The sequence below is a fragment of the Alsobacter sp. genome (assembly GCF_059501845.1).
In genome coordinates, this window is the sequence record NZ_JCACDK010000017.1 from 48,670 (window position 1) to 72,208 (window position 23,539).

Here is a 23,539-nt window from a genome sequence, read left to right on the forward strand (position 1 = left end):
CGCCACGCGCATGGCCCTTGTGACGGACGGGGCTGGCCTTCCGGCCTCCGACACCCTAGATTCGGTTTCGCGGGGCTGCGGGGTTTGTGAGGACAATGAATCCCCGGGCCCTTATCGATCCGAACGGGAGCTGTACCTGGCCTTGTCCGTGGACTTGGTCAAACGGCGCCCACCTACGCTGTAGGTGTCCCGGGATCGATGCTCCCACGGCCATCGTGGCTCCGCGCTTCTCGTCATGATGTCCCCTGCCGACAAGGCGGCCCTGCGCCGCGACGCCCTCGCCCGCCGCGATGCCCTCCCGCCCGCCGAACGGATACGTCTCGGCGAGGAGCTTGCCGCCCGCGTCCTCGACCTCGAACCGGCCTGGCCCGAGGGGCCCGTCTCCGCCTTCTGGCCGATCCGGAGCGAGTTCGATCCGCGGCCCCTGATGAAATCCCTCGCAGCACGTGGCCGCACACTCGCTCTTCCCCGTGTCGAAAAGCCGGTGCTGTCGTTCCGCCGTTATGCCGAGGGGGACGCGCTCGTCTCAGGCGGGTTCGGCCTCAGCGAACCCGGCCCGGACGCGCCCCTGCTGCGGCCGCGCGTGATGCTGGTGCCGCTGGCGGCATTCGACCGCCGCCGCCACCGCATCGGCTATGGCGCGGGCTTTTACGACCGGGCGATCGCCGGCTTCTCCGAGGCCGGAGAGCCGCCCGTCACCATCGGGGTTGCATTCTCCGTGCAGGAGGTAGAAGCGGTGCCCGACGAATGGCACGACCGGGTCCTCGACGCGATTGTGACCGAACGCGAGACCATCCGCCCCGGCGGGGCGTGAGCGGAGCCAGCGAATGCGCCTTCTCTTCCTCGGCGATGTCGTCGGCCGGCCCGGCCGGAATGCCGTGATGCAGATGCTGCCGAGGCTGCGCCAGGAGTGGCTGCTCGACTGCGTCGTCGTGAACGGCGAGAACGCTGCCGGCGGCTTCGGCATCACCGAAACCATCTGCGACGAGTTGCTGGAAGCCGGCGCCGATGCCGTGACGCTCGGAAACCATTCTTTCGACCAGCGCGAGGCGCTGGTCTTCATCGAGCGCCAGCCCCGCCTTCTGCGGCCCGCCAATTATCCACCCGGAACGCCCGGCCGCGGCGCCACCGTGGTGGAAGCGCGCAACGGCGCCCGGGTTCTCGTCGTCAACGTCATGGGCCGCATCTTCCTCGACGCGCTGGACGACCCCTTCGCGGCCGTCGAGGCGGCGCTGAGGGACTGCCCGCTGGGGACGGCGTGCGATGCCGCCGTCATCGACGTCCATGCCGAGGCGACCAGCGAAAAGCAGGCCATGGCGCATTTCCTGGACGGGCGCGCTTCCCTCGTCGTCGGAACGCACACGCACGTGCCGACGGCGGACCACCAGATCCTGCCCGGCGGAACCGCCTACCTGTCCGACGCCGGTATGTGCGGCGACTACGATTCAGTTCTCGGCATGTCCAAGGAGGAGCCTGTCCGGCGCTTCCTGCAGAAAACGCCGGGGGCAAGGCTCGAGGCCGCGGCCGGCGAGGGCACGCTGTGTGGCGTGGCAGTCGACATCGACGACCGGACGGGGCTGGCCACCGCCATCTCGCCGGTCCGTCTCGGGCCGAGGCTGGAGCCGGCCGCGCCGCGCTTCTGGGAGTAGCGCCGGGCGTTCCCCTTTGATCTCGCAACGCCTGCGACGTATATAGCGCGCCGTTCCGCATTCAGCGGGGATGGGCGCGCGCCCCGATCGCGACCTCCCCGACAGCCGCGAGGAGCCCATGGCCGGCCATTCACAGTTCAAGAACATCATGCACCGGAAGGGCCGGCAGGATGCCATGCGGTCCAAGCTGTTCTCCAAGCTGGCGCGCGAAATCACGGTTGCCGCGAAGCTCGGCCTTCCCGATCCCGGCATGAACGCGCGCCTTCGCGCCGCGATCCAGGCCGCCCGCGCGGAGAACATGCCGAAGGACAATGTCGAGCGCGCCATCAAGAAGGCAGCCGGCGGTGACGCGGAGAACTACGAGGAGATCCGCTACGAGGGATACGCCCCCGGTGGCGTGGCCGTCATCGTCGAGGCCCTCACCGACAACCGGAACCGCACGGCGAGCGAGGTGCGCTCCTATTTCACCAAGGCCGGCGGCAGCCTGGCGGAGACCGGGGCCGTGTCGTTCATGTTCGATCGCGTCGGTGTCATCGAGTTCGACGCCAAGGTCGCCGGCGAGGACGCCGTCATGGAAGCGGCCATCGAGTCAGGCGCCGACGACGTGTCCTCCTCGGAGGACGGCCACGAGATCGTCACGACGATGGAGTCGCTACGCGACGTGCAGAAGGCGCTGGAAGCGAAGTTCGGCGAGCCTCGCAAGGCCGCCCTCGTTTGGCGGGCCCAGAACAACATCGCCGTGGACGACGAGGCCGGGGAAAAGATCCTCAGGCTCATGGACGCGCTGGACGACAATGACGACGTGCAGAACGTCTATTCCAACGCGGAATTCTCCGACGCCCTCGTGGCGAGGATGGGAGAGTAGCCGGTAGTCGGGCCTTCGCCTGTCCTCGAGCCCTACACAAAGCGCAAGCGCCACCCTCTCCCCACCGGGGAGAGGGTAGGGTGAGGGGAGAAGCGCCGCGCCATCAGGAAGGCACGCGGCCCACGTACCTGTTCCGTTCCGCCGGCGAACGCGCTATGGCGCTGCCCATGGCGTCGCCCGCTCCGATTCGGATCCTCGGCATCGACCCTGGCCTGCGCAACACGGGCTGGGGCGTCGTGGAGGCATTGGGAACGCGCCTCTCCTTCGTCGCCTGCGGCTCGGTGCACTCCGACGGAACGGCCGACCTCGCCGACCGGCTGCATCAGCTGCATGTCGGCCTGACGGCGGTGCTTGAACTTCACGCTCCCGACGAGGTGGCCGTCGAGGAGACCTTCGTCAACAAGGACGCCCGCGCGACGCTGAAGCTGGGCCATGCCCGCGGCATCGCCATGCTGGTGCCCGCGCAAGCCGGCCTGAGCGTGGCGGAGTATGCGCCCAACCTTGTCAAGAAGACGATCGTCGGCGCGGGCCATGCCGAGAAGGCGCAGATTCATATGATGGTTCGCGTGCTCCTGCCCAAGGCCGACCCCAGGACGGCCGATGCCGCAGACGCCCTCGCCGTCGCGCTCACGCATGCCCAACACCGCGGCTCGCGCGCGCTCGAGGCAGCGATACTGGCGCGGGCGCGGTGACCGTGCTGGAGTGACGCCATGTACCAGCCGCCCCACTTTCGCGAGGAGGACCGCGAGCGCCAGCACGCGCTGATGCGGGCCCATCCCTTCGCGCTCCTCGTCACGTCGGGTCCCGGCGGCCTGATGGCCAACGGAGCCCCGTTCCAGCTCGACGCCGGCACAGGTCCCCTCGGGACCCTGCGCTGCCACCTCGCGCGCGCCAACCCGCAATGGCGCGAGTGCATCGAGGGCACCGACGCGCTGGTCGTGTTCCAGGGCGCGGAGCACTACGTCACGCCGTCCTGGTACGCGACCAAGCGCCAGACGGGGAAAGTGGTGCCGACCTGGAACTACGCGATGGTGCAGGTGCGCGGCCGGGCGCTGGCGATCGAGGACGCCGACTGGCTGCACCGGCAGATCCGGGCGCTCACGGACGGACACGAGCGCAGCCGTGCCCATCCGTGGGCCGTCGACGACGCACCCGCCGACTTCCTGGCCTCGCAGGTCAAGGGCATCGTCGGCATCGAGATCGAGATCGCCTCGATCGAAGGCAAGTGGAAGGTCAGCCAGAACCGTCCCGCCGCCGACCAGGCCGGCGTGCTGGATGGGCTCTCGGCCGAAGAGACGCCGGACGCTGCAGCGATGGCGGCGCTCGTCGCAGAGCGGGTGAAGCCATCGTGATCGGCAAGCTGAAGGGCACAGTCGACAGCTTCGGCGAGGACTACGCGGTCGTCGACGTGCACGGCGTCGGCTACGTCGTGCACTGCTCGGCCCGCACGCTCTCGACGCTGCGCACGGGCGAGGCGGCGGTTCTGTCCATCGAGACCTATGTCCGGGAGGACATGATCCGTCTCTACGGCTTCCGCTCCGACGCGGAACGCGAGTGGTTCCGCCTGCTGCAGACGGTGCAGGGCGTGGGCGCCAAGGTGGCGCTTGGCATCCTCTCCGCGCTGGATCCCGGCGGCCTCGCCACCGCCATCGGCACGCAGGACAAGGCCATGGTGGCGCGCTCCCCCGGCGTCGGCCCCAAGCTCGCCGCGCGCATCGTGTCGGAACTGAAGGACAGGGCGCCCGGCCTCGCCGGCTTCGAGCCGGCGCTCGCCGGCCTCGCGGCCGGCGCGGAGGGCGGCGCACAGCCCAAGCCCGTCGCGGACGCCGTTTCCGCCCTCGTCAATCTCGGTTATCCGCAGGCCCAGGCAGCTGCGGCCATTGCCGCCGCATTCAGGGCGGCAGGCGAAGGCGTGGAGACGCCGCAGCTCATCCGGCTGGGATTGAAGGAGATGGCGCGGTGAGGACCAGTGCCCCGTGCCGTGAGGTCCCGTCAGGCCGGCCAGATGGATGTCGCCTGGCGGGCGGCTTGAGCGACCTGGCTGCCCACGAACGGCGAGCTTCGACCGGGTGCCGGCCATGAGTAATCCACCCCGCCGCCTCGTCACGCCCGAGAAGCGCGAGGACGACCTGGAGACCTCCATTCGTCCACTGGTGCTCGACGACTTCGTCGGTCAGGCGGCGGCTCGCAAGAACCTGAAGGTTTTTATCGAGGCGGCCAAGGCGCGGCGCGAGGCGCTCGACCACGTGCTGTTCGTGGGGCCGCCAGGGCTCGGCAAGACGACGCTGGCACAGATTGTCGCGCGCGAACTCGGCGTGAACTTTCGCTCGACATCCGGCCCGGTGATCGCCAAGGCGGGTGATCTCGCAGCGCAGCTCACGAACCTCGAGGAGCGCGACGTCCTCTTCATCGACGAGATCCACCGCCTGAACCCGGCGGTCGAGGAAATCCTTTACCCGGCGATGGAGGACTACCAGCTCGACCTCATCATCGGCGAGGGTCCGGCGGCACGCTCCGTCAAGATCGACCTCGCCAAGTTCACCCTCGTCGGAGCCACGACCCGCGCCGGCCTGCTGACCACGCCGCTGCGCGACCGCTTCGGCATCCCGATCCGGCTGAACTTCTACACGGTCGACGAACTCGAGCTGATCGTCTCGCGCGGCGCGCGCGTCCTGGGCCTGCCCATGTCGCCGGACGGCGCCAACGAGATCGCCCGTCGTGCCCGCGGTACGCCCCGCATCGCGGGGCGGCTGCTGCGGCGTGTCCGCGACTTCGCCATCGTCGACAATGTCGACACCGTCGACCGCGCCGCGGCTGACCGGGCGCTGCGCTTCCTCGACGTCGACTCCATCGGCCTTGACGTCATGGACCGGCGCTACCTCGAACTCGTCGCCGTCAATTTCGGCGGTGGCCCGGTCGGGATCGAGACCATCGCGGCGGCCCTGTCCGAACCGCGCGACGCCATAGAGGACATCATCGAGCCCTACCTGCTGCAGCAGGGCTTCCTGCAGCGCACGCCGCGCGGGCGGCTTCTCACGCCGCAGGCCTTCCGCCATCTCGGCCTCGCGGAGCCCCAGCAGGGCCCGGCGCAGTTCGGGCTGTTCGGCGGCGAGGAGGAGTGACGCGGCCCGAGCTTTGTTTGGCGTTCGCCTAAGCGGCTGGTATCGTGGGCACCATTGTTTGATCCTGTTTCAGAGCCAGCGCCATGACCACTTCGATTGCCGCCGCCACACCACAGCTCTCGCGTGCAGTTGCCGGTCCTGCTACTGTAAGCGGCATGAAAACCCTCGACGAACGCGCTATCGCGGCTCTCGGCGCCTTGCCGGACGACATGCGTGAACGGGCGGTCGAGTTTCTCGAGGACCAGGCCGAGAAGCTGCGCGTCATGCGCGAGCTCATCGCCGAGGGTCAGGCCGACGTCGCGGCCAGGCGGGTGGCAGAGTGGGACATTGATGCGTTTCTCCGGGAGGCTCGCTCGCAGCTGCCGGGCGAGTGATGAAGGTCGTGAGGACGGCCGCGGCCAACCAAGACCTTCTGAGACACTATCGATATCTCGGCATCAGAAATCGCCGTGCGGCCGACAAGATGGCGATGCAGATCGACAGATTGTTCAGGCAACTCTCCGAGTTCCCGGCGTCCGGCGTCCCTCGCCACGATCTGATGCCAGGATTGCGAGCCCGGATCGCCGGTTTTCTCGTGGTCTTCTACCAAGCTGAAGTTGGGCGCGTTCTCATCCTCCGCGTCATTGACGGGCGCATGGATGTGGATGCTGAATTCCACTCGTGACCAGCCACCGCCTCCCGATCCGCGTGTACTACGAGGACACCGATTTCTCCGGTGTCGTCTACCACGCGTCCTACCTGCGTTTTCTCGAGCGTGGGCGCACGGAGTTCATCCGCTCCCTCGGGGTTGATCAGGCAGCGGTGCACCGCGAGACCGGGTTTGCCTTCGTGGTACGGCGGATGACCGTGGACTGGCTCAGGCCGGCCCGCATGGACGACGTGGTGACCGTCGAGACCACGGCCAGCGAGCTGAAAGGCGCCTCGATGCTGCTCACGCAACGGATTCTGCGCGACAGCGACCTTCTGCTGACGGCGGAAGTGCTCGTCGCCGGCATACGCGAAGGGCGGCCGGGCCGCCTTCCCGAGGCATTGAGGATCGCACTGGCGGGTGCAATGCCCGCCCCGCGTGGCGAAACCGCATCGTCGTAACCCTGCATTAACCCTGACGGGGCCTTAACTCGGAAGGTGGTACCCGAGCGGATGCGCGCGGACGCGGTGCGCCCTTGTTTCGCCGGATTCAGGCGTGACTGACGGGCGATTGCCTGGTGTCCCGTGTGCATTGCGGTGGGAAACGCCGTCGGGTTTCGGCGCAGCTGGCCCAGAGGGGCGACAGTCAGGGGCGGCCGGCGCCCCGGTGACGAAAGGATCGAGCGATGAACGCGACCGAAGTGGTCACGCAGGGCCTTGCGGCGCCCGGCGCCGAGATCTCTCTGTGGGCGATGTTCTGGCACGCCCACATCGTCGTGAAGGTCGTCATGCTCGGCCTGCTTGCGGCATCTGTGTGGTGCTGGGCCATCATCATCGACAAGACGCTGCTGTATTCCCGCACGCGCAAGGCCATGGACCGCTTCGAGGAGGTGTTCTGGTCCGGCCAGTCGCTGGAAGAGCTCTACCGGATGCTGTCGGAGCGCCAGACGAGCGCCATGGCGGCCGTCTTCGTGGCCGCCATGCGGGAGTGGAAGCGCTCCTTCGAGGGGTCGAGCCGCGCCGTCGCGGGCCTGTCGCAGCGCATCGACAAGGTGCTCGACGTCACCATCCAGCGCGAGGCCGAACGATTGGAGTCGAAGCTGCTCGTGTTGGCCACGATCGGCTCCTCCGCGCCGTTCATCGGCTTGTTCGGTACGGTGTGGGGCATCATGACATCGTTCCAGGCCATTGCCGCGTCGAAGAACACCTCGCTCGCCGTCGTCGCCCCCGGCATCGCCGAGGCCCTGTTCGCCACCGCCATCGGTCTCTTCGCCGCCATCCCGGCCGTCATCGCCTACAACAAGCTGCAGGCGGAGGCCGCCAAGCAGCAGGGCCGCCTGGAGACCTTCGCGGACGAGTTCTCCGCCATCCTGTCACGCCAGATCGACGAGCGGATCGCGGCCTGATCGCCGGCAGGGAGAACGACCATGGCCATGTCAGTCGCAGCAGGGGGCGGAAAGGGCGGGCGCCGCCGGCGCAGCGGCCGCAAGCAGCGCCCCATCGCCGAAATCAATATGACGCCGTTCATCGACGTCATGCTCGTGCTCCTGATCATCTTCATGGTCGCCGCGCCGCTCCTGACGGTGGGCGTGCCGCTCGATCTCCCCCAGACAAAGGCCGCGGCGCTCAACATCGACAAGCAGCCGCTCACGCTGTCGGTGAAGGCGGACGGCAACATCTATCTGATGGAAACGCCGATCACGCTGGATGAAATCGTCCCAAAGCTGCAGGCGATCGCCAAGACGGGGCAGGACGAGCGCATCTACGTGCGCGGCGACAAGACGATCGCCTACGGCAAGGTGGCCGAGGTGATGGCGGTCGTCACAGCCGCAGGCTACCGCAAGGTCGCGCTCGTCACCGAGCCGGACCAGAAGCCCTGACACTGCGCGGGATGGCCCGGTGAAGCTCCCCTTCGACAGGAACCAGCCCGGTCTCGCCGTTTCGGCGGGCGTGCACGTCGCGCTCCTCGTGGCGACGCTGGTGGCCTTTTCGCAGACGGAAGCCTTCCAGGACGTGACCGAGGCGGTCCCGGTCGAGGTGGTGTCGGCCAGCGAGTTCTCCGAGATCACAAAGGGCCAGAAGAACGGCAAGCAGCAGCCGCCCGAGCCCCAGGCGGTCGTCAAGGCGAACACCCAACTGGAAAAGCCTGAGACGCTCGACATGAAGCGCGACGTGCCGACGCCCGTCGCCCGGCCGGAGACGCCGCCCGACCCCACGGCCGAGGACGTGCCAGTACCCCCGAAGCGGGCGGACGACACCGCTGCGCAGGAACTTGCAAAGGCTCAGGAAGAGCAGGCGAAGGAGGAGCAGCGAAAGGCGGCCGAGGCCGCCGCGCAGGCCGCCGCCGCGAAAGAGGCCAAGTCCCGGGCCGAGGCGCAGGCCAAGGCGGAGGAAAAGGCCCGCGCCGACGCGCTGGAGAAGCAGATCGCCGAGGCTGAGGCTGCCGAGGCCCTCGCCAAGGCGAAGGCTGAGGCAAAGGCAAAGGCGGAGGCTGCAGCCGCCGAGGCCAGGCGCGTCGCCGACGCGAAGAAGGCCGAGGAAGAACGCAAGGCCGAGGAGGCCCGCAAGATCGAGGAAGCGCGAAAGGCCGAGGAAGCCAAGAAGCTCGCCGAGGCCAGGAAGGCAGAAGAAGCCAAGAAGGCGGCCGACGCGAGAAAAGCGGACGAGGCACGCAAGCTCGCCCAGCTCGCCGCGGAGGCGCAGGCCAAGCCGGCTCCGCCGAAGCCAGCCAATCCGGACGCCAAGTTCGATCCGGCAGCGATCGAGAAGCTACTGACCTCCAAGGAAAAGCCTGCCCAGCAGGCCTCCGCCGGTTCGGAGGTGAGCCGCACCGCGTCTCTCGGAGCGCCCAGCGCGACCGGCCAGAAGCTGTCTCCGAGCCAGCGCGACGCGCTCGCAGCCCTGCTGCGAGAGCAGATCATGGCATGCTGGAACCCGCCTCCGGGCGCTGCCGGCATGGATCGCTTCAAGGTGATCGTGCAGGTCAACAAGGACGGCACGCTTGGCAGCGAGCCCGCCGTCGCGCGCGCGTCGAGCGACCCGGCCTTCCGCGCCGTTGCCGAAAGCGCCGTGCGGGCCGTACGCCGTTGCGCGCCTTACAAGATCCCGGCCCAGTATCTCCCGGCTGCCAACGACTGGAAGAACTGGGGTGTCGAATTCAATCCCGCCGAAGTGCTGGGCTGACATGGTTTTGCCGAAAGCACCCGCCATGACGCTCCGCCAAGAGCCCTTTCCCCCGACGATCGGAACCTGACGCCATGCGCTTCCGCGACGTCTGCCGCCTGACTTTCGCCTGCCTCGCCGCCATGGCGGCTGCGGCGACAGTCCCCGCCCGCGCCGAACTCAGCATCACCGTCGACCGCGGCAACTTCCAGCCGATGCCGATCGCCATCACGGATTTCGGCGGCGCCGATCCGGCGCTGGGGCAGCAGATCTCCGGCGTGATCAGCAACGACCTGAAGCGCTCGGGCCTGTTCCTGCCCGTCGACAAGAAGGCCTTCATCGAGAAGGTCTCCAGCATGGACAGCGCACCGGACTTCGAGTCCTGGAAGGCGATCAACGCCCAGGCGCTCGTCACCGGACGCATCAGCCGCGACGCCTCCGGGCGGCTCAAGGCCGAGTTCAGGCTGTGGGACGTCGTCGCCGGCCAGCAACTCACCGGCCAGCAGTACTTCACCGATCCCAACAACTGGCGCCGGGTCGCTCATATCATCGCCGACGCGATCTACAGCCGCATTACCGGCGACAAGGGCTTCTTCGACACGCGCGTCGTCTACGTCGACGAGACTGGCCCCAAGGACAACCGCAAGAAGCGCCTCGCCATCATGGACCAGGACGGCGCAAACGTGCGCTACCTGACACGCGGCGACGATCTCGTGGTGACGCCGCGCTTCTCGCCCTCGAGCCAGGAGGTCACCTACATGTCCTTTGGCGCAGGCGATCCACGCGTCTACCTGCTCAACATCGAGACCGGGCAGCGCGAAGTCGTCGGAAATTTCCCGGGCATGACGTTTTCGCCGCGGTTTTCTCCCGACGGGCAGAAGATCATCATGAGCCTCGCCCAGGGCTCGTCGTCCAACCTGTTTGCGATGGACCTGCGCTCGCGCGCGACGACGCGCCTGACCGACACCAACGCCATCGACACGTCGCCCTCCTACTCGCCCGACGGATCGCAGATCGTCTTCGAATCCGACCGCGGCGGCACGCAGCAGGTCTACGTGATGCCGGCAAGCGGCGGTCCGGCGAAGCGCATCTCCTTCGGCGAGGGCCGCTACTCCACCCCTGTCTGGTCGCCGAAGGGCGACTACATCGCCTTCACCAAGCAGAAGGCGGGCACCTTCGCGATCGGCATCATGAAGCCCGACGGCTCGGGCGAACGGATCCTGACCGAAGGCTTCCACAACGAGGGCCCGACCTGGGCTCCGAACGGCCGCTACCTGATGTTCTTCCGCGACGCGGGCGGCAGCGGCGGCGCCAAGGTGTTCATGGTCGATACGACCGGCCGCGTCGAGGTTCCCGTGCCGACACCCTCCTACGGATCCGACCCGGCCTGGTCCCCGCTCCTCAACTGATACGAGAGGGAACCGGAAGCACAGCCTGCGCGATTACGTCCGTCACAAAGTTCGCTAGACTGCGGGCGAGACGGATGGCGGGAGGGCATGGGCGATGGGCGTTTTGGCGCGGCTGAGGGCGGTGGCTGTTGTGATGGCGGCGGGGCTTTTCCTGGCGTCCTGCGGCATCAACAACGTTCCGACCTACGAAGAGCAGGCGAAGGCGGCCTGGAGCGAGGTCCAGAACCAGTACCAGCGCCGTGCCGACCTGATCCCGAACCTCGTCGAGACGGTGAAGGGCTACGCCAGGCAGGAGCAGGACACGCTGACGAAGGTGGTCGAGGCCCGCGCCAAGGCCACCTCGGTGAAGGTGGACGCCTCGACGATCACCGATCCCGCCAAGTTCAAGGAATTCCAGGACGCGCAGAACCAGCTCTCGGGCGCGCTGGGACGGCTGATTGCAGTCAGCGAGGCCTATCCGGACCTGAAGTCAAACCAGAACTTCCTGGCGCTCCAGTCGCAGCTCGAAGGCACCGAGAACCGCATCGCAGTAGCGCGGCGCGACTACATCGGCGCCGTCCAGAACTACAACACCGAGCTGCGCACCATTCCGGGACGCTGGATCGCGGCGATCTTCTATCCCTCGGCCAAGCCCATGGAGACGTTCTCCACGGCCCCGGAGAACCAGGCCGCACCCAAGGTGCAGTTCTGAGCATGCGCCGCCGAGACGGTGATTTCGAGCCGGTCGTCCCGGCCTTCGCGAAGCGGAGAGCAGGGATGCCCTCCGCATGAAGAAGGCGAGCCTCCAGTTCTGGCCCGGCCTTCTCCTGGTCCTTGCCTTGCTCGTACCCGCCTGGGCTACCCTGACGTTCCCGGAGCTCACCGGGCGCGTGGTCGATGCCGCAAACATCATTCCGCCCGGTAAGAAAAACGCGCTGGAGGACAAGCTCGCCGGCTATGACGCCAAGACCTCCGACCAGATCGTCGTGGCCACCGTGCCTTCGCTGCAGGGCACCAGCATCGAGGACTATGCCAACCAGCTGTTCCGCGCCTGGAAGCTGGGCCAGGCGAAGACCAACAACGGCGTTCTCCTGCTCGTCGCACCCAATGAGCGCAAGGTACGCATCGAGGTCGGCTATGGGCTCGAGGGCCAGCTGACCGACGCGCTGTCCAACGTCATCATCACCACAGCGATGGCGCCGCGCTTCAAGGCGGGCGACTTCGCAGGCGGCATCGACCAGGCGGTGGACGCCATCGAGTCCGTGCTGACCGGCGACGAGGAATGGCAGCGTCGGGCCAAGCTGCGCCCCGAGCCGCAAGGCAGCGATGCCGGCTATGCCGTGCTGATCCTGAACATCCTGATCTTCGCCTTCATCCTCTACCTCGCATTCCGCCAGCGCCAGTCGGGCGGCAACCGGCCCTACCGGACGTCTCGCGGCAACTGGATCGTGATCCCGAGCGGTGGCGGCAACTGGGGCGGCGGTGGCTGGTCGGGCGGGGGCGGCGGGTTCTCCTCGGGTGGCGGCTTCTCGGGGGGCGGAGGATCATCCGGCGGCGGCGGCGCCTCGGGGAGCTGGTGATGGCCTGGTCCGGCATGAGATCGGTCATCCCGGCCGCCGATCGCGCCCGCATCGAGGAGGCGGTGGGCCGGGCCGAGCAGCGCACGTCCGCGGAGTTCGTCTGTGTCGTCATGCGGCAGGCGGACGAGTGGAACGTGGTGCCGCTGCTGTGGGCCGCGCTCGTGGCGCTCACGGTGCCGTGGCCGCTGGCCATGTTCACCGACTGGCCCGTGCAGTGGATCCACGCCGCGCAGCTTCTGGTGTTCGTGGGGCTCTGGCTGCTGATGCGGCCAGTGCCCGTCCGGATGCGGCTCGTCCCGCGCCACGTCGCGCGCCAACGGGCCCACCAGGCCGCCGCGGAGCAGTTCATGGTGCGCGGGCTGGGTGGCACGCACGGCCGAACCGGAGTGCTCGTCTTCGTGGCCGTCGCCGAGCGCTATGCCTGCGTGATGCCGGACGGAGGAATAGAGGCCGCGCTGCCGCAGGAAACCTGGAAGAAGGCGATCGTCGCGCTCACCGACGCCCTCCACCAGGGCCGCACCGCCGATGGGCTCATTGCCGCCGTAGACAGCATCTCCGCCGACCTCGCCGCAACCGCACCACGCGCCGAGGACGACCGGGACGAACTCCCAAACAGGGTCATCGAGCTTTAGGGCGCACCGCGGCAGAGGGCCGATAGGGATCAGGCCTGACCTTCCGCGCGAAAAGGCCGCTAAACCCCGGGGCCTTTGACGGCTCCCAGAATGGCTCCCGGCTTCTCCCGCGTGCCTTCCTGCAGGATCGCCACGAACGCGTCCGCGTCCCGGGTGCGGGCGGTGGACGCGGGGATCTCAAAGGTCTGGGCGGCTCCGTTCCACACCCCGAGCGGGACGATGTCGCGCACGACGTTGACGTAGGTGGCCTTGCGACCGCCGTTCTCACCACGGCCGATCGCCACCTCCGAGCGCTTGCGCAGCGGCAGGAAGTACACGGTGGCTCCAGCCGCCGGCGCAACGCCTTCGGGAACATGAATCCTGATGGTTGGCCCATGCTCATCGGCTGCGAGGGCGACGAAGTGGCCGTCGGCACGCACCTTGTCGGCCGCCTCCTGCACGGCGGCGCCATCGGAGCCCACGGCGTGGCGCAGGCCGTTGACCACCGCCTGCGGCGTATAGACGTGCCGGTCGCCCCTGACTTCGCCATAGCCTTTTTGCCGTGTGGTGAACATCCGCTCGGCCAGCGTGTCCTTCCATCCGAGATAATCCCAGTAGTCGACAGGCAGCGACAGGGCGACGACGTCCTCGTGCGACGCTAGGTTGGCGAGCAGCTCGTCGGCGGGGGGGCAGGACGAGCAGCCCTGGCTGGTGAAGAGTTCGACGACGACCTTGGGAGCCTCGCCCGCGCAGGCACCGCCCGCAACTGCGAGGAGAAGGACGGTCAGTCCGGAACGGCGAATGAAGCTCATGGACTCGATCTGTCAGAAGAAGGCGCCGACCATAGGCGCCGGGCGGCTCACCACAACTCACGTCCGGTTGACAAGTGCACAAAAAAGTGGCCGCCGGCTGTGCCGACGGCCATTTTCACACGACCGTGATGTAGGAAGCCGCCAACGCGAAGCTCAAGGCGCGAAGCCCTGGCCTCGCCTGGAGCGCCGCGTCAGGCGGCGAGACCGCGCAGGACGTAGTGGAGGATGCCTCCGTTGCGGAAGTACTCCATCTCGTCGAGCGTATCGATGCGGCAGACCAGCGGCACCGACTTCTTCGTCCCGTCCGCGAAGGTGATCTCCGCGGTCAGCATCTGACGCGGCTTCAGTTCACCGGAGAGCCCCTTGATGGTGACCGTCTCGTCGCCCTTCAGCCCCAGCGTCTGCCAGGACGTGCCCTCCTCAAAGACGAGCGGGACAACGCCCATGCCGACGAGGTTTGACCGGTGGATGCGCTCGAAAGACTGCGCGATCACCGCCCTGACGCCCAGCAGGTTGGTGCCCTTCGCGGCCCAGTCCCGCGACGAACCGGTGCCGTACTCCTTGCCGGCGAACACCACCAGCGGCACCTGTTCCTGCTGGTAACGCATCGCGGCGTCGTAGATCGGCATCTGCTCGCCCGAGGGATAGTGGATGGTCACGCCGCCTTCGACGCCCGGCACCATCTGGTTCTTAATGCGGATATTGGCGAAGGTGCCCCGCATCATGATCTCGTGGTTGCCGCGCCTCGTGCCGTACTGGTTGAAGTCGGCCGGTTGGACACCGTGCTCCATCAGGTACCGCCCCGCCGGAGACGCAGCCTTGATCGAACCGGCCGGCGAGATGTGGTCGGTCGTGATCGAGTCGAGGAACAGGCCGAGGATGCGCGCGCCCTCGATGTCCTTCACCGGCTTCGGCGTCTTGCCCATGCCCTCGAAATAGGGCGGGTTCTGCACGTAGGTCGAGGAGGAGTTCCAGGCATAGGTCAGTCCGCCCTCGACCTTGATCTTCTGCCAGTGCTCGTCGCCCTTGAACACGTCGGCATATTTGGTCGTGAAGAGCGACCGGGTGACCGCCTTGCGGATCGTCTCCTCGACCTCCTTCGACGTCGGCCAGATGTCCTTCAGGTAGACGGGGTTGCCGTCACGGTCCTTGCCGATCGGATCCTTGGCGAGGTCGACCTGCAGCGAGCCGGCGATGGCGTAGGCGACGACGAGCGGCGGCGACGCGAGGTAGTTCGCGCGCACGTCAGGGTTGACGCGGCCTTCGAAGTTGCGGTTGCCCGACAGCACGGCAGCGACGACGAGGTCATTGTCGTTGATGGTCTTCGACAGTTCCGGCGCCAGCGGGCCGGAGTTTCCGATGCACGTGGTGCAGCCGAAGCCGACCACGTTGAAGCCGAGCTTGTCGAGCGGCTCCTGCAGGCCTGCGACCTTGAGGTACTCGGCGACGACCTGCGAGCCCGGCGCCAGCGAGGTCTTCACCCACGGCTTCGAGGTGAGGCCCTTCGCCGCCGCCTTCTGGGCCAGCAGGCCGGCCGCGATCATGACGCTGGGATTGGATGTGTTCGTGCACGACGTGATCGCCGCGATTACCACGTCCCCATGTCCGACGTCGTAGTTGCGATCGGCCACCTTGTAGCGCTTCGGCAGGTCGGCCGCGCCCTTCTTGAACTCGCTTTCCAGATTGGCCGCGAAGCCCGGCTTCGCCTCAGTCAGCAGGACGCGATCCTGCGGGCGCTTGGGGCCGGCAAGGGAGGGCTCGACGGAGCCGAGTTCGAGCTCGAGCGTATCGGTGAACACCGGGTCGGGTGTCTCGCTCGACCGGAACAGCCCCTGGGCGCGGGCGTAGGCCTCGACAAGCGCGATGCGGTTCTCCTCCCGGCCGGAGGTGCGCAGATAGTCCAGCGTCTCCTCGTCGATGGGGAAGAAGCCACAGGTGGCGCCGTATTCGGGAGCCATGTTGGCGATGGTTGCCCGGTCTGCCAGCGTCATGGAGGCGAGGCCAGGACCGTAGAACTCGACGAACTTGCCGACCACGCCTTTCTTGCGCAGCATCTGCGTGACGGTGAGCACGACGTCTGTGGCGGTGACGCCCTCGCGCGCCTTGCCCGTCAGCTTGAAGCCGATCACCTCGGGGATGAGCATGGAGATGGGCTGGCCCAGCATGGCCGCCTCGGCCTCGATGCCGCCGACGCCCCATCCGAGAACGGCGAGGCCGTTGACCATCGTGGTGTGGGAATCGGTGCCGACGAGCGTGTCGGGATAGGCGACCTCCTCGCCGTCCTCCGTCCGCGTCCAGACGGTCTGGGCGAGATACTCGAGGTTGACCTGGTGGCAGATGCCCGTGCCGGGCGGAACCACCCGGAAATTCTCGAACGCCTTCTGGCCCCAGCGCAGGAAGTCGTAGCGCTCGCCGTTGCGCTCGTATTCGAGCTCGACGTTCTGCGACAGCGCCTGCGGGGTCCCGAACTCGTCGACGATGACGGAATGGTCGATGACGAGGTCGACCGGGACCAGCGGGTTGATCTTGTTCGGGTCGCCGCCGAGCTTCTCCATGGCGTCGCGCATGGCCGCGAGGTCGACCACCGCGGGAACGCCGGTGAAGTCCTGCATCAGCACGCGCGCGGGGCGGAAGGCGATCTCGCGCTCGGCCTTGCCGCGCGTGTTCAGCCAGTCCACCACGGATGCCACGTCGTCCTTGGTCACCGTGCGCCCGTCCTCGAAGCGCAGCAGGTTCTCCAGCAGCACGCGGAGCGAGAAGGGCAGCTTCTCGACGCCGGCGAGGCCGTTCCTCGCGGCTTCGGTCAGCGAGTAGTAGGCGTAGGTGCGGTCACCGACTTTGAGCTTCTGGCGGGCCTTGAAGCTGTCGACAGAGATCGTCACGACGAAATCCTCTCGGGGTTGCGGCGCATCGGCCAGGATGCACTGGGATCGAGCGCCGCCCCGGGAGTGCCCGGGTCCCCGCGCTGGATGAAGCGCTCGGCGCAGCCGTGCGGCTTATAGATAATTTCCGGCGAAGCCGCTACACGGACGAAAGTCGTCATCCCGGCCCTTCCCGGATTTCATCCCGATGCGCCTCGTCGCGGAACAAGTTGCGTGCCAACGCGCGGGACGCGCCATCTTCTCCGGACTTTCCTTCTCCGTCGCTCAAGGGACCGCCCTGGTCCTCACCGGACGCAACGGAGCAGGAAAATCGAGCCTCCTCATGATGCTGGCCGGTCTCGTGGAACCGGCGGGCGGATCGCTGCGCATCGAGGGCGCGACAGGGGAGCGCACCTTGCCGGAGGAGGCCCACTATGTCGGCCACCGCGACGCGCTGAAGCCTGCCCTGACCGCAGCCGAGAGCCTCGCCTTCTGGCAGGCCATGCTCGGGCGTCCTGCCATGGCTCCCGCGCAGGCGCTGGACGAGGTGGGGATCGGCCATGCCGCCGAGTTTCCCTGTGCATGGCTTTCCGCCGGGCAGCGCCGGCGGCTCGCTCTGGCCCGGCTGCTGGTCTCCTCCCGTCCGGTATGGCTGCTGGACGAGCCGACCTCGGCACTGGACGCGGCCTCGCAGGCCCGCTTCGCGGCGCTCGCCCGGTCGCACCTCGAGGCGGGCGGCATCGTCGTCGCCGCCACGCATGTGCCGCTCGGCTTGCCCGGCCAGACGGAGCTTCGCCTGGGGGGCGCGGCGTGACGCATCCGCTGCGGGCGCTTCTCGTCCGGGAACTCAGGCTCGCGGCGCGCATCGGCGGCGGCGGGACCATGGGTCTCGTCTTCTTCCTGATGCTGGTCACGGTGGTGCCCTTCGCCATCGGTCCCGACCTCAACCTTCTCTCGCGCATCGGACCGGCCATCCTCTGGGTCGCCGCGGCGCTGGCGACACTGCTTGGTCTCGACCGTCTGTTCCAGGCCGACCAGGAGGACGGCTCCCTCGACCTCATCCTCATGGGCGAGACGCCGCTGGAGCTGGTCGTGCTCGTGAAGGGGTTTGCGCACTGGCTGGTCACGGGCCTGCCGCTGGCCATCGCCGCGCCCCTCTTCGGCCTGCTGCTCGCGCTGTCGCCGGAGGCGCAGTTCTCGATGGCGGCGACGCTCCTTGCGGGCACGCCCGCCCTCACCTTCATCGGCGCCATCGGGGCGGCGCTGACGGCGAGCCTGCGCCGCGGCGGCCTCGTGATGTCGATCCTCGTCCTGCCCCTGATGATCCCCGTGCTGATCTTCGGCGTCTCCGCCGCACAGGCAGCCACCGGCGGGACGGTGCCGTTCCTGACGCCGTTCCTGGTGCTGTGCGGACTGAGCCTGTTCTCGCTCGTCACCGGCTGCTTTGGCGGAGCCGCGGCGCTGCGCGCCGGGACGGCGTAGGCAGGCGGTGGAATTCCGCCGTTGCGTAGAGCGCGGCGACGAAGCACCCAGGGGACTGTGCCATCAGGGAAGACAGGCTTGGTTCGCTACGCTCCGCTCGCCATGACGCGGGCGGGGCCTGGAAGCGGCCTCAGCCGTCCTTCTTGTCGGCAGGAGTGCAGACCTTTTTGGAGGCGCTGGTCGTGCCGTCCTTGCAGATGAACTTGCCGTTCTCGCAGCGGTCGACCCCGCCCTTCTTGCCGGAGCATGGCGTGCGGAGCGGGGCGGCCTTGGACACGGCTGGGGCGGGCGTCGCGTCAGGCGTCGCCGCGTGTGCGGATGTCGATACCGCCAGCACAGCGGCACACAGGATGAGGGTGAAGCGCATGGCGGGCTCCGGATCGCCTTGGGACGGGAGAGCCGGAGCAGTCAGTCCGGCCGGCGCGCCCACAGCAGCACGGATTCCTGCACCCGCCCACGAACCGCCGGGTGCACCTCGCGTGTAGTCAGGCCGGCATCGCTCACGCGTCGCGATGCAGGCAAGACGGCGAAGGTCGATACCAGCCGAAAGTGCAAGACGGGGCATGCGCGATCGCCCACCCTCCTTCCGTCCCATTGCCGGCCCGCATGCGCCTGCTTACCGTCGACACAAAGAACAGGGAGGCACGCCATGGCGAACCCTTACGAGACCGGTCTCGACAAGAACCCGGCCAACTATCAGCCGCTGACGCCGCTGACCTTCCTCGAGCACGCGGCCGACGTGTTCCCGGACCATGTCGCCATCGTGCATGGCATCTTGAGGCGCACCTATCGCGACTTCCACGCGCGCTCTCGCCGGCTGGCGTCGGCTCTGGCGAAGCGCGGGATCGGCCGCGGGGACACCGTCGCGGTCCTGCTCGCCAACACGCCGGCCATGCTGGAGTGCCACTACGGCGTCCCCATGACCGGGGGCGTGCTGAACACGCTGAACACACGGCTCGATCCCGCCATCATCGCCTTCTCCCTCGACCACGGCGAGGCGAAGATCGTCATCGTCGACCTCGAGTTCTCGGGCACGATGAAGGCCGCGCTGGAGCTCTGCACGGTCCGGCCTCTCGTCGTGAACTACGACGATCCCGAATACCGGGGTGGGGGCGAGCGCATCGGCGAAATCGAGTACGAGGACTTCGTCGCCGCCGGCGACGACGGCTACCGCCGCGCTTTCCCCTCGGACGAGTGGGACGCGATCTCGCTCAACTACACCTCCGGGACCACCGGAAACCCGAAAGGCGTTGTCTACCACCATCGCGGCGCCGCGCTGCTGGCGCAGGGCAACGTGCTTACCTGCGGCATGGCCAAGCATCCCGTCTACCTGTGGACACTGCCCATGTTCCACTGCAACGGCTGGTGCTTCCCGTGGTCCATCTCCGCCGCGGTCGGCACGCATGTCTGCCTGCGGCAGGTCCGTGCCAGGGCGATGTACGACGCCATCGCCGAGCACAGGGTCACTCATCTCTGCGGCGCGCCCATCGTCATGTCGACGCTGCTCAACGCACCCGATGCGGAGAAGCGCCCCCTGCCCCACGTCGTGGAGTTCTTCACGGCGGCCGCGCCGCCACCGGAGGCCGTGCTCGCCGGCATGAAGGCGGCGGGCTTCAACGTCACGCACCTCTACGGGCTGACGGAGACCTACGGCCCCGCCGTCGTCAACGACTGGCACCTGGACTGGGACGCGCTGGAGCCGGCGGCGCAGGCCGCGAAGAAGGCGCGCCAGGGTGTGCGCTATCTCGCTCTCGACGGGCTGGACGTCTTCGACCCCGCCACCATGACGCCAGTTCCGGCGGACGGTCAGACCATGGGCGAGGTGATGTTCCGCGGCAACATCGTGATGAAGGGCTACCTGAAGAACCCCAAGGCCACCGCAGAAGCCTTCGCCGGCGGCTGGTTCCACTCCGGCGATCTCGGGGTCAAGCACCCCGACGGCTACATCCAGCTGAAGGACCGGTCGAAGGACATCATCATCTCGGGCGGCGAGAACATTTCGTCGATCGAGGTGGAGGACGCGCTGTTCAAGCACCCGGCGGTGCAGGCCGCGGCCGTCGTCGCCAAGCCCGACGAGAAATGGGGCGAAACGCCGTGCGCGTTCATCGAGCTGAAGCCGGGGAAGACGGCCACTGCAGACGAGCTGATCGCCTGGTGCAGGCAGAACCTCGCGGGCTTCAAGTGCCCGCGTCACATCGTGTTCACGGAGTTGCCGAAGACCTCGACCGGCAAGATCCAGAAGTTCGTCCTGCGCGAGTTGGCGCGCGAAGCGTAGAGCCGGCACCCAGGGTGCGAACGCCCATCCACCCCAGAAACAAGGCCGCCGCGACCGGGAGGGGTCGCGGCGGCGAAACGCACTGACCTGCGGCGCGTTCAGGCGCCGTCACGCGGTCTGAACAGTCCTTCAGTGCACTGTCACGCTCGGTGACGCACTGTGCCGCAAACGTTCGATTTCGTCCTTTAGAAGAAGCTTCTTACGCTTCAATTCGACCAACTTCAGGTCGCTTCCCGCAGGATGAGTCTGCTCCTGCTCGATCTCACGCTCGAGTGCCCTGTGGCGGCGCTCGAGTTCAGCAAGATGGGACTGCAATGCCATGCAAAACCTCCCTGGGCTTACTGCAACAGCAGTGTGACACAGCCCTCCCACAGGGGAAATGGGAAACTATCGGAACGGCAAAAATGAGGTCGACAGCTTCGGACCGATTGGACGTAAGCCTGACCGGTTACGCCTGACGGACCGCTGTGCTAGAACGTGGAAACTCGCGCCGGTGGCCGAGGCGGAGCCCTGAACGCAGCTTCCATGCCCGATACGACCAGTGACCAGGACGACGGCGCCATACTCGCCGAACTGAACCGCCTTCGCACCGAACACCGCGACCTCGACGCCGCCATCAACGCGCTCGAAGGCATGACGGCGGCCGATCAGCTGCAGATCCAGCGCCTGAAAAAGCGCAAGCTGGCGCTCAAGGACCGCATCCGGGCGCTCTCCGACCAGGTCACGCCCGACATCATTGCATGAAGGAGCCCGCCTTGCGGGCCTTGGCGGCATAGAGCACGTGGTCGGCCGCCTCCAGCGAGGCCTCGATGCTCCGCCCCGGCCGCAGCGCCGTGACGCCCGCGCTCAGCTTGGCGCGCAGCGACAGCCCATGGAACGGGATCGTCGTCGCCTCGATCTGCTGCTCGACGTCGTCGATCTTGTCAGCGGCCGCCTCGTCGCCGACGTGCCAGAGGATGACGGCGAACTCGTCGCCGCCGATTCGGCCGACGATGTCGGAGGCGCGCACGCGCTCGGTGAGCAGGCGTCCCACCGCCCGCAGCACCTCGTCGCCCGCGGCATGGCCGTGCGTGTCGTTGGTGCGCTTGAAATCGTCGAGGTCGATGATGGCCAGCGCCACCGGGGCACCATAGCGGGCACTGTAGGAGGCGGCTCGCCGTAACTCGCGCATGAAGCCACGGCGGTTCAGCACGCCGGTCAGCTCGTCCACATGGGCGAGTTGCTCGAGCTCCCGGATCCGGGCCTTGGCGAGGGCGAGTTCCCGCCTCAGGTCGTCATCCGACCCATGCAGTGTTTCGAAGGGATGCAGCACGTCGTCGCTCAATTGCGTCAGATCCGGAGACTTGACGGGAGCTTGCGCCCCCTATGCCTCCAACTATACTCCGCGCCTCCGAATTTCCACTGCGCTCGCGTAGCAGTCTCAACCGAGGGTATACAATGGGTGGTAAAAAGCCGGTGGCTGTGATCATGGGCAGCCAATCCGACTGGGCCACCATGCGCCATTCGTGCGAGACGCTGGACGCTCTGGAGGTCGGTTACGAGGCCCGGATCGTCTCGGCGCACCGCACGCCGGACAGGCTCGTCGCCTTCGCCAAGGGCGCGCGGGACGCCGGCTTCAAGGTGGTGATCGCAGGCGCCGGCGGGGCCGCCCACCTGCCCGGGATGACGGCGGCGATGACCCCCCTGCCGGTGCTGGGTGTTCCGGTCGAATCGAAAGCCCTTTCCGGCCAGGACAGCCTTCTGTCCATTGTACAAATGCCGGCCGGCATCCCCGTTGGAACGCTGGCCATCGGCCGCGCGGGCGCGGTTAATGCAGCCCTGCTGGCGGCGGCTGTTCTCGCCCTCAACGACACGGCGCTGGCCGCCCGCATTGACGCCTACCGGGAGAGGCAGACGGCGTCCGTCGCCGAGCAGCCGTCCGGCGAGGCGTGAGATGCTGCGCCCCGGCGACACCATCGGGATTCTCGGCGGCGGCCAGCTTGCGCGCATGATCGCCCTCGCCGCGGCGCCGCTCGGACTGCGCTGCCATGTCTACGCGCCCGAAGCCGAAAGTTGCGCGTTTGACGTGTGTGCCGCGCGAACTATCGCGGCCTACGAGGACGAGGATGCGCTCGCCGCCTTCGCCTCCCAGGTTGCGGTGATCACCTACGAGTTCGAGAACGTGCCGGCCGCCACCGCCGCTTTCCTGGCCGCGCGGCGGCCGGTGCTGCCGGGACCCCGCGCCCTCGCCGTGACGCAGGACCGGCTGAGCGAGAAGGACTTCGTCGCCGGCATCGGCCTGCCGCTCGCCGCCTATCGGGCGGTCGATAACGAGGCGTCACTGGAGAGGGCGCTGGCGGAGCTCGGCCGTCCGGCCGTCCTGAAAACACGCCGCTTCGGCTATGACGGCAAGGGCCAGGCGATCATTCGCCCCGGCGACGAGCCGGCTGCCGCTTTCGAGAGGCTCGGGCGCCGCCCATGCGTCCTGGAAGCCTTCGTACCTTTCGTGCGGGAGGTGTCCGTGGTCGCCGCCCGCGGTACCGATGGAACAGTCGCAGCCTTCGACGTCTGCGAGAACGAGCATCGAGACCATATCCTGGCTTTCACCCGGCTTCCTGCGACGCTCGAGGCGGAGGCGGCGCACGCCGCGGCGGAGCACGCCGCCCGGATTGCGACGGCGCTCGACTATGTCGGCGTCCTCGCCGTCGAGTTCTTCGTGGTGGCCGACGGCGGGCGCGAGCGCGTCCTCGTCAATGAGATCGCGCCGCGCGTGCACAATTCCGGGCACTGGACCATCGAGGGCGCCGAGGCCTCCCAGTTCGAGCAGCACGTGCGGGCCGTGGCCGGCTGGCCACTCGGCTCGCCGAAGAGGCTCGGTGCGATCGAGATGGAGAACCTGATCGGCGCCGCAATCGAGCGCGGGCCCGCTATTCTGTCGGAGCGCGGCGCGCATCTGCACGACTACGGCAAAGGCGAGCACAGGCCCGGACGCAAGATGGGGCATGTCACGCGCGTGAGCACCTGAACCGGCACTGCCGGCCTCCAGTCTGCGCCTCAAAATTCGGCAGCACCGCCAGCGTTTGCCAACAATTCGCGCATGGACAAGGCCGGTCGATTCTGCTAGTT

29 protein-coding genes and 1 other RNA gene are annotated in these 23,539 nt (G+C 67.8%); 24 read left to right on the forward strand and 6 right to left on the reverse strand.

What is annotated here, in order from left to right:
- Nucleotides 1-69: 69 nt before the first annotated feature.
- The 18 genes from ssrS to AC5JCN_RS13810 all read left to right on the forward strand — a co-directional run bounded on the left by ssrS (nt 70) and on the right by AC5JCN_RS13810 (nt 13,025).
- Nucleotides 70-226, forward strand: a non-coding RNA gene (gene ssrS, locus AC5JCN_RS13725) — 6S RNA.
- Between the two features lie 12 nt (nt 227-238).
- The gene (locus tag AC5JCN_RS13730; RefSeq protein ID WP_495755848.1) at nt 239-814 is read left to right on the forward strand and encodes a 5-formyltetrahydrofolate cyclo-ligase; all 576 of its coding nucleotides are present in this window, start codon (nt 239-241) and stop codon (nt 812-814) included.
- 13 nt (nt 815-827) lie between these two features.
- A complete protein-coding gene (locus AC5JCN_RS13735) occupies nt 828-1,649 on the forward strand; it encodes a TIGR00282 family metallophosphoesterase (protein ID WP_495755633.1) in 822 nt (273 codons plus the stop codon).
- Nucleotides 1,650-1,767: 118 nt separating this feature from the next.
- Nucleotides 1,768-2,514, forward strand: coding sequence for a YebC/PmpR family DNA-binding transcriptional regulator (locus AC5JCN_RS13740; RefSeq protein WP_495755634.1), 747 nt, complete (start codon nt 1,768-1,770; stop codon nt 2,512-2,514).
- A gap of 167 nt (nt 2,515-2,681) precedes the next feature.
- Nucleotides 2,682-3,206 (forward strand): crossover junction endodeoxyribonuclease RuvC, encoded by a 525-nt coding sequence (ruvC, locus tag AC5JCN_RS13745; protein WP_495755635.1) that lies wholly within the window; start codon nt 2,682-2,684, stop codon nt 3,204-3,206.
- A gap of 18 nt (nt 3,207-3,224) precedes the next feature.
- Nucleotides 3,225-3,866 (forward strand): FMN-binding negative transcriptional regulator, encoded by a 642-nt coding sequence (locus tag AC5JCN_RS13750; protein ID WP_495755636.1) that lies wholly within the window; start codon nt 3,225-3,227, stop codon nt 3,864-3,866.
- Nucleotides 3,863-4,477, forward strand: a complete 615-nt coding sequence (gene ruvA / locus AC5JCN_RS13755; protein ID WP_495755637.1) for a Holliday junction branch migration protein RuvA — start codon at nt 3,863-3,865, stop codon at nt 4,475-4,477. Before AC5JCN_RS13750 ends, ruvA begins: the two co-directional genes overlap by 4 nt.
- Nucleotides 4,478-4,592: 115 nt before the next feature.
- Nucleotides 4,593-5,636, forward strand: coding sequence for a Holliday junction branch migration DNA helicase RuvB (ruvB, locus tag AC5JCN_RS13760; protein WP_495755638.1), 1,044 nt, complete (start codon nt 4,593-4,595; stop codon nt 5,634-5,636).
- An 83-nt stretch (nt 5,637-5,719) separates the two neighbouring features.
- Nucleotides 5,720-6,010, forward strand: a complete 291-nt coding sequence (locus AC5JCN_RS13765) for a hypothetical protein (RefSeq protein ID WP_495755639.1) — start codon at nt 5,720-5,722, stop codon at nt 6,008-6,010.
- Nucleotides 6,010-6,300, forward strand: coding sequence for a type II toxin-antitoxin system RelE/ParE family toxin (locus AC5JCN_RS13770; protein WP_495755640.1), 291 nt, complete (start codon nt 6,010-6,012; stop codon nt 6,298-6,300). The genes AC5JCN_RS13765 and AC5JCN_RS13770 overlap by 1 nt, the downstream gene beginning before the upstream one ends.
- The gene (gene ybgC / locus AC5JCN_RS13775) at nt 6,297-6,725 is read left to right on the forward strand and encodes a tol-pal system-associated acyl-CoA thioesterase (protein WP_495755641.1); all 429 of its coding nucleotides are present in this window, start codon (nt 6,297-6,299) and stop codon (nt 6,723-6,725) included. Before AC5JCN_RS13770 ends, ybgC begins: the two co-directional genes overlap by 4 nt.
- Before the next feature lie 224 nt (nt 6,726-6,949).
- Nucleotides 6,950-7,669, forward strand: coding sequence for a protein TolQ (tolQ, locus tag AC5JCN_RS13780; protein WP_495755642.1), 720 nt, complete (start codon nt 6,950-6,952; stop codon nt 7,667-7,669).
- A gap of 21 nt (nt 7,670-7,690) precedes the next feature.
- Nucleotides 7,691-8,143: an ExbD/TolR family protein gene (locus AC5JCN_RS13785; protein ID WP_495755643.1), complete on the forward strand. Its 453-nt coding sequence runs from the start codon at nt 7,691-7,693 to the stop codon at nt 8,141-8,143.
- 19 nt (nt 8,144-8,162) lie between these two features.
- Nucleotides 8,163-9,446 carry a cell envelope integrity protein TolA gene (gene tolA, locus AC5JCN_RS13790; protein ID WP_495755644.1) on the forward strand — a complete coding sequence of 428 codons (1,284 nt, stop codon included), beginning with the start codon at nt 8,163-8,165 and terminating at the stop codon, nt 9,444-9,446.
- A gap of 74 nt (nt 9,447-9,520) precedes the next feature.
- Nucleotides 9,521-10,834, forward strand: coding sequence for a Tol-Pal system beta propeller repeat protein TolB (tolB, locus tag AC5JCN_RS13795; protein ID WP_495755645.1), 1,314 nt, complete (start codon nt 9,521-9,523; stop codon nt 10,832-10,834).
- A gap of 94 nt (nt 10,835-10,928) precedes the next feature.
- The gene (locus AC5JCN_RS13800; RefSeq protein ID WP_495755646.1) at nt 10,929-11,525 is read left to right on the forward strand and encodes a LemA family protein; all 597 of its coding nucleotides are present in this window, start codon (nt 10,929-10,931) and stop codon (nt 11,523-11,525) included.
- Nucleotides 11,526-11,601: 76 nt separating this feature from the next.
- On the forward strand, nt 11,602-12,393 hold the full coding sequence (locus AC5JCN_RS13805) for a TPM domain-containing protein (protein ID WP_495755647.1): 792 nt from the start codon (nt 11,602-11,604) through the stop codon (nt 12,391-12,393).
- A complete protein-coding gene (locus AC5JCN_RS13810; RefSeq protein WP_495755648.1) occupies nt 12,393-13,025 on the forward strand; it encodes a TPM domain-containing protein in 633 nt (210 codons plus the stop codon). Before AC5JCN_RS13805 ends, AC5JCN_RS13810 begins: the two co-directional genes overlap by 1 nt.
- Before the next feature lie 59 nt (nt 13,026-13,084).
- Here the strand turns inward: AC5JCN_RS13810 and AC5JCN_RS13815 are convergent, their stop codons facing one another.
- From AC5JCN_RS13815 to AC5JCN_RS13825, 3 genes are all read right to left on the reverse strand, one after another.
- The gene (locus AC5JCN_RS13815) at nt 13,085-13,816 is read right to left on the reverse strand and encodes a DUF1223 domain-containing protein (protein WP_495755649.1); all 732 of its coding nucleotides are present in this window, start codon (nt 13,814-13,816) and stop codon (nt 13,085-13,087) included.
- Nucleotides 13,817-14,007: 191 nt separating this feature from the next.
- Nucleotides 14,008-16,698 carry an aconitate hydratase AcnA gene (gene acnA / locus AC5JCN_RS13820; protein ID WP_495755650.1) on the reverse strand — a complete coding sequence of 897 codons (2,691 nt, stop codon included), beginning with the start codon at nt 16,696-16,698 and terminating at the stop codon, nt 14,008-14,010.
- Complete coding sequence (locus AC5JCN_RS13825) at nt 16,695-16,859, reverse strand: hypothetical protein (protein ID WP_495755651.1); 165 nt, start codon at nt 16,857-16,859, stop codon at nt 16,695-16,697. The genes acnA and AC5JCN_RS13825 overlap by 4 nt, the downstream gene beginning before the upstream one ends.
- 26 nt (nt 16,860-16,885) lie before the next feature.
- On the opposite strand from AC5JCN_RS13825, the gene ccmA reads away from it, so the two are divergent.
- The gene (ccmA, locus tag AC5JCN_RS13830; RefSeq protein ID WP_495755652.1) at nt 16,886-17,491 is read left to right on the forward strand and encodes a heme ABC exporter ATP-binding protein CcmA; all 606 of its coding nucleotides are present in this window, start codon (nt 16,886-16,888) and stop codon (nt 17,489-17,491) included.
- On the forward strand, nt 17,488-18,159 hold the full coding sequence (gene ccmB / locus AC5JCN_RS13835; RefSeq protein ID WP_495755653.1) for a heme exporter protein CcmB: 672 nt from the start codon (nt 17,488-17,490) through the stop codon (nt 18,157-18,159). Before ccmA ends, ccmB begins: the two co-directional genes overlap by 4 nt.
- A 130-nt stretch (nt 18,160-18,289) precedes the next feature.
- Here ccmB and AC5JCN_RS13840 read toward each other — a convergent pair whose 3' ends face one another.
- Nucleotides 18,290-18,526 (reverse strand): YdcA family protein, encoded by a 237-nt coding sequence (locus tag AC5JCN_RS13840; RefSeq protein ID WP_495755654.1) that lies wholly within the window; start codon nt 18,524-18,526, stop codon nt 18,290-18,292.
- A gap of 282 nt (nt 18,527-18,808) precedes the next feature.
- Here AC5JCN_RS13840 and AC5JCN_RS13845 point away from each other — a divergent pair, with 282 nt between their 5' ends.
- Entirely contained in the window at nt 18,809-20,434 is a 1,626-nt protein-coding gene (locus tag AC5JCN_RS13845; RefSeq protein WP_495755655.1) for an acyl-CoA synthetase, read from the forward strand.
- 129 nt (nt 20,435-20,563) lie between these two features.
- On the opposite strand, the gene AC5JCN_RS13850 is transcribed toward AC5JCN_RS13845, so the two are convergent.
- Nucleotides 20,564-20,755 carry a YdcH family protein gene (locus tag AC5JCN_RS13850; RefSeq protein ID WP_495755656.1) on the reverse strand — a complete coding sequence of 64 codons (192 nt, stop codon included), beginning with the start codon at nt 20,753-20,755 and terminating at the stop codon, nt 20,564-20,566.
- 204 nt (nt 20,756-20,959) lie between these two features.
- On the opposite strand from AC5JCN_RS13850, the gene AC5JCN_RS13855 reads away from it, so the two are divergent.
- A complete protein-coding gene (locus AC5JCN_RS13855) occupies nt 20,960-21,178 on the forward strand; it encodes a YdcH family protein (RefSeq protein WP_495755657.1) in 219 nt (72 codons plus the stop codon).
- Here the strand turns inward: AC5JCN_RS13855 and AC5JCN_RS13860 are convergent.
- A complete protein-coding gene (locus tag AC5JCN_RS13860) occupies nt 21,168-21,758 on the reverse strand; it encodes a GGDEF domain-containing protein (RefSeq protein ID WP_495755658.1) in 591 nt (196 codons plus the stop codon). The two genes, AC5JCN_RS13855 and AC5JCN_RS13860, sit on opposite strands and share 11 nt — an antisense overlap.
- Nucleotides 21,759-21,871: 113 nt before the next feature.
- Between AC5JCN_RS13860 and purE the strand changes: the two genes are divergently transcribed.
- The gene (gene purE, locus AC5JCN_RS13865; RefSeq protein ID WP_495755659.1) at nt 21,872-22,366 is read left to right on the forward strand and encodes a 5-(carboxyamino)imidazole ribonucleotide mutase; all 495 of its coding nucleotides are present in this window, start codon (nt 21,872-21,874) and stop codon (nt 22,364-22,366) included.
- Between the two features lies 1 nt (nt 22,367).
- The gene (locus tag AC5JCN_RS13870) at nt 22,368-23,438 is read left to right on the forward strand and encodes a 5-(carboxyamino)imidazole ribonucleotide synthase (RefSeq protein ID WP_495755660.1); all 1,071 of its coding nucleotides are present in this window, start codon (nt 22,368-22,370) and stop codon (nt 23,436-23,438) included.
- Nucleotides 23,439-23,539: the final 101 nt, after the last annotated feature.